Origin of the sequence: Streptomyces sp. NPDC059456 (genome assembly GCF_042750055.1) — a bacterium.
Taxonomy (GTDB): Bacteria; Actinomycetota; Actinomycetes; order Streptomycetales; family Streptomycetaceae; genus Streptomyces.
This window is the reverse complement of the sequence record NZ_JBHYVA010000502.1, coordinates 1-6,352: the sequence shown is the minus strand read 5'-3', so window position 1 is coordinate 6,352 and position 6,352 is coordinate 1. Positions and strand designations below refer to the sequence as shown.

8 protein-coding genes are annotated in these 6,352 nt (G+C 72.5%); 4 read left to right on the top strand and 4 right to left on the bottom strand.

The window, feature by feature from the left end; translation table 11 throughout:
- Positions 1-855: class I adenylate-forming enzyme family protein (locus ACFXA3_RS31665; RefSeq protein ID WP_385192356.1), on the top strand; the 855-nt coding region annotated here is incomplete at its 5' end.
- A gap of 72 nt (positions 856-927) precedes the next feature.
- Here the strand turns inward: ACFXA3_RS31665 and sigJ are convergent.
- The gene (gene sigJ, locus ACFXA3_RS31660) at positions 928-1,893 is read right to left on the bottom strand and encodes an RNA polymerase sigma factor SigJ (protein ID WP_385192353.1); all 966 of its coding nucleotides are present in this window, start codon (positions 1,891-1,893) and stop codon (positions 928-930) included.
- 127 nt (positions 1,894-2,020) lie between these two features.
- On the opposite strand from sigJ, the gene ACFXA3_RS31655 reads away from it, so the two are divergent.
- A complete protein-coding gene (locus ACFXA3_RS31655) occupies positions 2,021-2,404 on the top strand; it encodes a hypothetical protein (RefSeq protein ID WP_385192350.1) in 384 nt (127 codons plus the stop codon).
- A 71-nt stretch (positions 2,405-2,475) separates the two neighbouring features.
- The gene (locus tag ACFXA3_RS31650; protein ID WP_385192347.1) at positions 2,476-3,315 is read left to right on the top strand and encodes a class II glutamine amidotransferase; all 840 of its coding nucleotides are present in this window, start codon (positions 2,476-2,478) and stop codon (positions 3,313-3,315) included.
- Between the two features lie 89 nt (positions 3,316-3,404).
- Here the strand turns inward: ACFXA3_RS31650 and ACFXA3_RS31645 are convergent, their stop codons facing one another.
- Genes ACFXA3_RS31645 through ACFXA3_RS31635 form a run of 3 tightly spaced genes read right to left on the bottom strand, consistent with a single transcriptional unit; the run spans position 3,405 to position 5,680 of the window.
- Positions 3,405-4,352: a nucleoside hydrolase gene (locus ACFXA3_RS31645; RefSeq protein ID WP_385192344.1), complete on the bottom strand. Its 948-nt coding sequence runs from the start codon at positions 4,350-4,352 to the stop codon at positions 3,405-3,407.
- Between the two features lie 28 nt (positions 4,353-4,380).
- Positions 4,381-4,839, bottom strand: a complete 459-nt coding sequence (locus tag ACFXA3_RS31640) for a nucleoside deaminase (RefSeq protein WP_385192360.1) — start codon at positions 4,837-4,839, stop codon at positions 4,381-4,383.
- Positions 4,840-4,861: 22 nt separating this feature from the next.
- Positions 4,862-5,680 (bottom strand): LLM class flavin-dependent oxidoreductase, encoded by an 819-nt coding sequence (locus ACFXA3_RS31635; protein ID WP_385192341.1) that lies wholly within the window; start codon positions 5,678-5,680, stop codon positions 4,862-4,864.
- 126 nt (positions 5,681-5,806) lie between these two features.
- On the opposite strand from ACFXA3_RS31635, the gene ACFXA3_RS31630 reads away from it, so the two are divergent.
- Positions 5,807-6,220, top strand: a complete 414-nt coding sequence (locus tag ACFXA3_RS31630) for an Lrp/AsnC family transcriptional regulator (RefSeq protein WP_385192358.1) — start codon at positions 5,807-5,809, stop codon at positions 6,218-6,220.
- Positions 6,221-6,352: the final 132 nt, after the last annotated feature.

The window sequence follows — 6,352 nt, the reverse complement described above, 5'->3', positions numbered from 1 at the left end:
GGCCCCTTCGGCACGCGGGAGTTCACCGCGGCCTGCCGGCGCCTGGGGCCCGTGTCCACGTACCTGACCCCCTCCATGCTGTACCGGCTGCTCGACGACCCGGCGACCGCCGACGGCGTACCGGGGCTCGTCCAGGTCTCGTACGGCAACGCCCCGATCCACCCGGAGCGGCTCCGGCAGGCCCTGACGCGCTGGGGCACGCCGCCCCGGTGGCGGCAGGGCTACGGGATGAACGAAGCCGGGGTGATCTGCAGGCTCTCGCCGAGTGATCACGACGCGGGCGTGCGCGACCGGCCCCACCTCCTGGGGTCCGTCGGCCGTCCCGCGCCCGGGGTGTCCGTACAGGTACGCGACCGGGAGGGGGTCCGGGTGGAGCCGGGACGCACCGGCGAGGTGTGGGTGCGGTCCACGATGATGATGGCGGGCTACTGGAACCGGCCGGACCTCACGGCCCGGGTGATGCGGGACGGATGGCTGGGGACCGGGGACCTCGGCCACTTCGACGCCGACGGCTACCTCTACCTCGACGACCGGATCAAGGACATCGTGATCGTGGACGGTGCGAACATCTACTGCGCTCCGGTCGAGACGGCCCTCACCCGGCACCCCGCGGTGGCCGAGGCGGCAGTGGTGGGCAGGGCCTGCGACCGCACCGGCGAGGAGGTGTGCGCCTTCCTGGTGCCCGCACCGGGCCACGCCCCCACGAGCGCCGTGGCCGACGACGCCTGCCGGCGGGTGGCCGCGGCGCTGTCACCGGCCCACCGGCCGACCGCCGTGTTCTGGGAGCCGTCCCTGCCCCTCACCGACCAGGGCAAGCCGGACAAGCGCCTGCTGCGCAAGCGCGCCGCGGGCTAGAGCGGCGCGACACGTCACCGGCGCGGGGTCGGCCGAGCCCGCCCGTCAGCCCAGTCAGCCCAGTCAGCCCCGTCAGGTCCGTCCGTCGCGGCCGTTCTCGGTCCAGGGGCGCAGCTTCTCCGGGTTGCGGACCGCCCAGATGCGACGCACACGGCCTCCCGTGAGGTCGAACGCCGCCACGGTCACGGTCATGCCGGCGCTCTGGGCGACGAGGCCGGGCCGGCCGTTGACGGTCCGCTCCAGCAGTGTCAGCCCGGGTGCCTTGTCTGCGATGTGCAGCAGGTACTGGGCGATGCGCCCGGCGCCCTCGACGGGGCGCAGGACGGCGCCGACGAGTCCGCCGCCATCGGCGATCATCGTGGCTCCGGGGTCGAGGAGGCCGACCAGGGCCCTGATGTCCTTGGCCTCCCACGCCTGCTTGAACTCCCGTACGAGACAGGCTTGTTCGGTCGCCGGGACCGCGGGGGTCCGCGCGTCCGCGATACGCCGGCGCGCCGAGGACGCCAGTTGGCGGCAGGCCGCCGGGCTGCGGCCGACGATCTCGGCGACCTCGGCGAACGGGTACCGGAACACGTCGTGCAGGATGAACGCGACGCGTTCGGCCGGCGTCATCGACTCCAGCACGACGAGGAAGGCCATGCTCACCGACTCGTCCAGGGTGACCCGGTCGGCGGGGTCGTCGGCAGGCCCGCTGATCCACTCCGTACGGTCCGGCAGCGGCTCGGGTATCCACGTGCCGACGTAGCGCTCGCGCCGGACCCGCGCCGAGCCGAGCAGGTCCAGGCAGATGCGGGTGGCGACCGTCGTCAGCCACGCGCCGGGCGAGCCGATGCCCCGCCGCTGTTCCCGCGGCATCGCGTACCAGCGCGCGTAGGCCTCCTGCACGGCGTCCTCGGCCTCGGCCAGCGAACCGAGCAGCCGGTAGGCGAGGTTGGTCAGCTGCCGCCGCTCGCCGTCGATCGCGCGGCCGGTCTCGCCGTGGGTCCGGCCCGGGCCCGGCTCGCACCGGACGTCCCCGGGCCCGGATGGGGTGCTCATGGTCGCGACCGCTCCCTGGATTTCTCTCGCGAGTTCGGCGGTGCACCTCACATTTCGCGAGCCCGCCTCGTCGGACTACCGAGACAGTACCGATCCACCGCCGCGAGGCAGAACAGGGGTCCCACCCATGGCCGTTCAGACGACGTCAGCACACCGCAGCGGCACGTTCGTACAGGTTGCGATCGCCTTGCAGACCCTGGCCCTCTTCTTCCAGGCGCTCACCGCCGGACTGCTGCTGTCCACGTCCTACGGTGAGACGCTCCACGGCGTCGGGGCGCGCGTGATGTACGGCGCCTCGATGGTGTACGTGCTCGCCGCGGTCCTGGCGTGGCGGCCGGGCGGCGGGTCGCCCCGCCCCGTCCTGCACGCGTCGGGCTTCCTCGCCCTCGCCTCGGTGCAGGTGGTTCTGGGCGTGGCGCACATGCCGGCGTTCCACGTCCCGCTGGGTGTCCTGATGTTCGGCCTGAGCGTCCTGGCACTGGGCCGCGCACGGACCGGTACGGGGTGCTGATGCGGCGGACCGACGAGGCTCGTAGGCTCGAAGGGGCATCGCGTCGCTCCCCCCGGGAAGGGTGGCCAATCATGTGTCGATGGCTTGCGTACTCGGGCACCCCCATTCTCCTGGAAACAGTCCTGTACAAGCCCGAACACTCCCTGATCGATCAGGGACTGCACTCCCGTCTCGGTGTCGAGACGACGAACGGGGACGGGTTCGGCATCGGCTGGTACGCGGAGAACTCGGCCACCGGCACGCCTGCGGTGGTACGCGACATCGGCCCGGTGTGGAGCAACCGCAACCTGAGGGAGATCGCGCAGCACGTCAGGTCCCCGCTGCTGTTCGCCCACATACGGGCCTCGACGGGCACGCCGGTCCAGCAGACGAACTGCCACCCCTTCCGCCACGGCCGCTGGATGTGGATGCACAACGGCTCCATCGCCGGGTTCCACACCCTGCGCAGGGAACTCTGCATGGCCGTGGATCCCGTCCTCTACGCCGATCTCGAAGGATCCACGGACTCGGAAGTGATGTTCTTCCTCGCGCTGACCTTCGGCCTGGACGCCGACCCGCCGGGCGCGGTGGCCCGGATGGCGGGCCTGGTGGAGCGCACGGGCCGGGCGCACGGCGTCGCCGCGCCCCTGCAGATGACCGTCGCCGTGACCGACGGCACATCGGTCTGGGCCTTCCGCTACGCCAGCGAGGGCGTCGCCCGGTCGCTCTTCTACAGCACCCGGGTCGACTCGCTGCGCGCGCTCCACCCCGACCTGCCGATCCTGCGCGAGGTGTCGGACGACACCCGCCTCGTCGTGTCCGAGCCGCTGGGCGACCTGCCGGGCGCTTGGAACGAGGTGCCCGAACACAGCTACGGTGTGGTGCGGGAAGGCGCCGACGAACTCCGGCCGTTCACTCCCATGGCGCCGTGACGGCCTCGGCGCGATGCCCTCGGCGCGACGGCCTCAGGGAGACGGCCTCAGGGAGACGGCCTCAGGGGGACGGCCTCAGGGGGACGGCCTCAGGGTGACGGCCGGTCACCGAGGGCCGCGACGGCGGCGACCATCCGGTCCCAGAACAGGTCGGCCTCCAGCGTGACCCCGACCCGCGCGTTCACCGGGCGGCCCGTGTACCGGTGCAGGTCCACGACCGTGGCGCCCCGGGTGTACCGGCCGTTCAGTTCGACGACGACGTTCGCGTCCACGCAGTGCACGATGCCCGGGTCGATCACCCGGGCGACCGCGACCGGATCGTGCAGCGGTGGGGCCGGGAACCCCCACAGCGTGCGGTAGGTGGACGCGAAGAAGGTCAGCAGCTCGGCGCAGGTGCGTCCCAGGCCGGTGTCCAGGCGCTCGAAGCGGGCGACGACCTCGGGGGTGGCGAGGGCCTGGTGCGTGACGTTGAGCCCGCACATGGTGACCGGAACACCACTGCGGAACACGATGTCCGCGGCCTCCGGGTCGGCCCGGACGTTGAACTCGGCGGCGGGGGTCCGGTTGCCCCGCTCCGACGAACCGCCCATGAGGACGATCTCCCGGATGCGGGCGGCCGCATCGGGATGGCGGGTCAGCAGCAGGGCGATGTTGGTCAACGGCGCCGTCGGGACGAGGGTGACGGGCTCCGGGTGGCCGGTCAGGATCCGGTACATGAGGTCCACCGCGTGCTCGGGGACCACGTCCACCGTGGGTTCGGGGAAGCGCGGCCCGTCGAGGCCGGACGCGCCGTGCACGTCGTCCGCGACGTTCAGCGCCTGGACCAGCGGTTTGGCGCAGCCGGCCGCGATGGGGACGCCGGTGATGCCCGCGACCGTGCAGACACGGCGCGCGTTGAGCGTGGTCTTGGCGAGCGTCTGATTGCCCGCGACCGTGGTGATGGCCAGCAGCTCCACCGCGGGGTCACCCGCGGCGAGCATGATCGCGAGGGCGTCGTCGTGTCCGGGGTCGCAGTCGATGATGATCGGTACGGGCACGTGCTCTCCTGCGCAGGCGTAGGTGCCGTCATTGTGCCGCCCCGGCACTCCCGTGGCCAGGAGGCTTCCGGGCGGGGCGCGGGGAGGTCCCGTACTCCTCGACGGGGACCCGTGCCTCGTCGAGGAGGGCCGGTCCCGCCTGCGGTACGGTCGGCCAGGCGCCCGACGCGGGGTTGAGCATGACGAGTTGCTCGGTGGACAGGGCGTAGACCACACGGCCGAGTCCCGAGCGGACGATGGCGCCGGCGCACATGCCGCACGGCTGGCAGCTGGTGTACAGGGTGGTGCGTGCGGCGGTGGCGGGGTCGAGTTCCCGTGCCGCCCAGCGGGCGAGCTTCAGCTCCGGGTGGGCGGTGATGTCGTCGTCGCGCCGCACCGTGTTGTGGGCCTCGGCGAGCACCGTGCCGTCCGGGCCGGCCAGCAGGGAGCCGTAGGGCGCGTCGCCCTGGGCGACGGCGCGGGCGGCGATGCCGATCGCGCGCCGCAGGAGCGGTTCGTCGCAGTGGTGATCATGATGAAGTCCTCCGGTGTGCGGCCACGGTGGCGAGGGCCTGCCAGGCTTCCTCGGGCCGATGCGTGGCCCGGGGATCCCCGTGGTAGGGGTCGAGCACGACGGTCTCGGCGCCGAGCCGGTCCAGCTGGTCGAGGTCGTCGAGGACCTGTTCGAGGGTGCCGGTGCCCGCGAGCCGCTCGGGGTCGCGGACCGGCGCGGAGGTCAGCCGCAGGGCGATGCGCGGGGCGAATCCCGGCAGCGCGTGGTTCGCCACGGCCGCGCGCAGCCCGGGGAGGGTCGGTCGCAGCGGATGCCAGGCATCGCCGAACCTGATGGCGCGTCGGATCGCCGCCCCGCTGCTGCCGCCGACCCAGACGGGGATCGAAGGGGCGTCGCCGCCGGCCTCCTCGCGCCAGGCGCGGCGCAGCGTGTCCAGGCAGGTGTCGGTCAGCCTGCCGCGCTCGTTGAACGGCACGCCGAGCGCGTCGAATTCCTGACGCGCCCACCCGGCCCCCACCCCGAGCACGAACCGGCCGCCGCTGAGCCGGTCGAGGTTGACGGCCATGCGTGCCACCAGCAGCGGGTGCCGGTAGGGGAGCACGAGCACCGTCGTGCCCAGCCGCACCGTGGTGGTGATGCCGGCCATCCAGGACAGCAAGGTGAACGGCTCGTAGAAGGGTTCCGGGTAGCGCTCGGCCAGGTCCGGGGTGACGGCCACGTGATCCGACACCATCAGGAGGTCGAAGTCGAGCCCTTCCACGGTCCGCGCCCACTCGCGCAGTACGCCGGGATCCGTTCCCGGCCCGAAGTTCGGTACGTTCACGCCCAGTTTCATGATCGGAGGCTATCCCGGCGATCAAGAAATCCGGAACCAACTTCTCCTGGTGATGGGGCCGTTCTCCCGTGGAGTTGCCGGTAGGGTCGCGTCATGACAGGCAATCTCGATGACATCGACTAGGCGATCATCGACCAGTTGCAGCAGGAAGCCAGGATATCCCTCAGCGAGTTGGGGCGCCGGGTGAGCCTGAGCTCGTCGGCCACCACCGAACGGGTGCGGAACCTGGAGGCGATGGGCGTCATCTCCGGCTACCGCGCCGTGGTCGACCTCGCCAAGGTCGGCTACCCCGTACTGGCCCTCGTACGGCTGAAGTACCCGGGCAACCGTCACCAGCCGCTGCGCAGGCTCCTCGCCGAGCGGCGGGAGATCCTGGAGTGCCTGCGCACCACCGGCGACGACTGCTACACCCTGAAGGTGGCCGCGACCTCCATGGAGCACCTGGAGACGCTCATGGACGAACTGGCCGGCTTCGGCAGCACCACCACGAGCGTCGTCTACCGGCAGACACTGCCCTACCGCGGCCCCGTCCGGCCCTGACCGACGGCACGGGGCCGCCGACCGGGCGGTACCGGGGGGGGGGCGAGGCGGCGGCGCCGGGGGCCGCTCGGAGGCCGCCCGGGCTCGCGGGCGCCCCGCCCCGCCGGGCGGCGCAGCCCGACGAGCTGTCGA

What these genes read in the sequence shown, in the direction of transcription:
- sigJ (WP_385192353.1), bottom strand. Translation starts at nt 1,893, where the DNA reads ATGAGCACCCCATCCGGGCCCGGGGACGTCCGGTGCGAGCCGGGCCCG.
- ACFXA3_RS31655 (WP_385192350.1), top strand. Translation starts at nt 2,021, where the DNA reads ATGGCCGTTCAGACGACGTCAGCACACCGCAGCGGCACGTTCGTACAG.
- ACFXA3_RS31650 (WP_385192347.1), top strand. Translation starts at nt 2,476, where the DNA reads ATGTGTCGATGGCTTGCGTACTCGGGCACCCCCATTCTCCTGGAAACA.
- ACFXA3_RS31635 (WP_385192341.1), bottom strand. Translation starts at nt 5,680, where the DNA reads ATGAAACTGGGCGTGAACGTACCGAACTTCGGGCCGGGAACGGATCCC.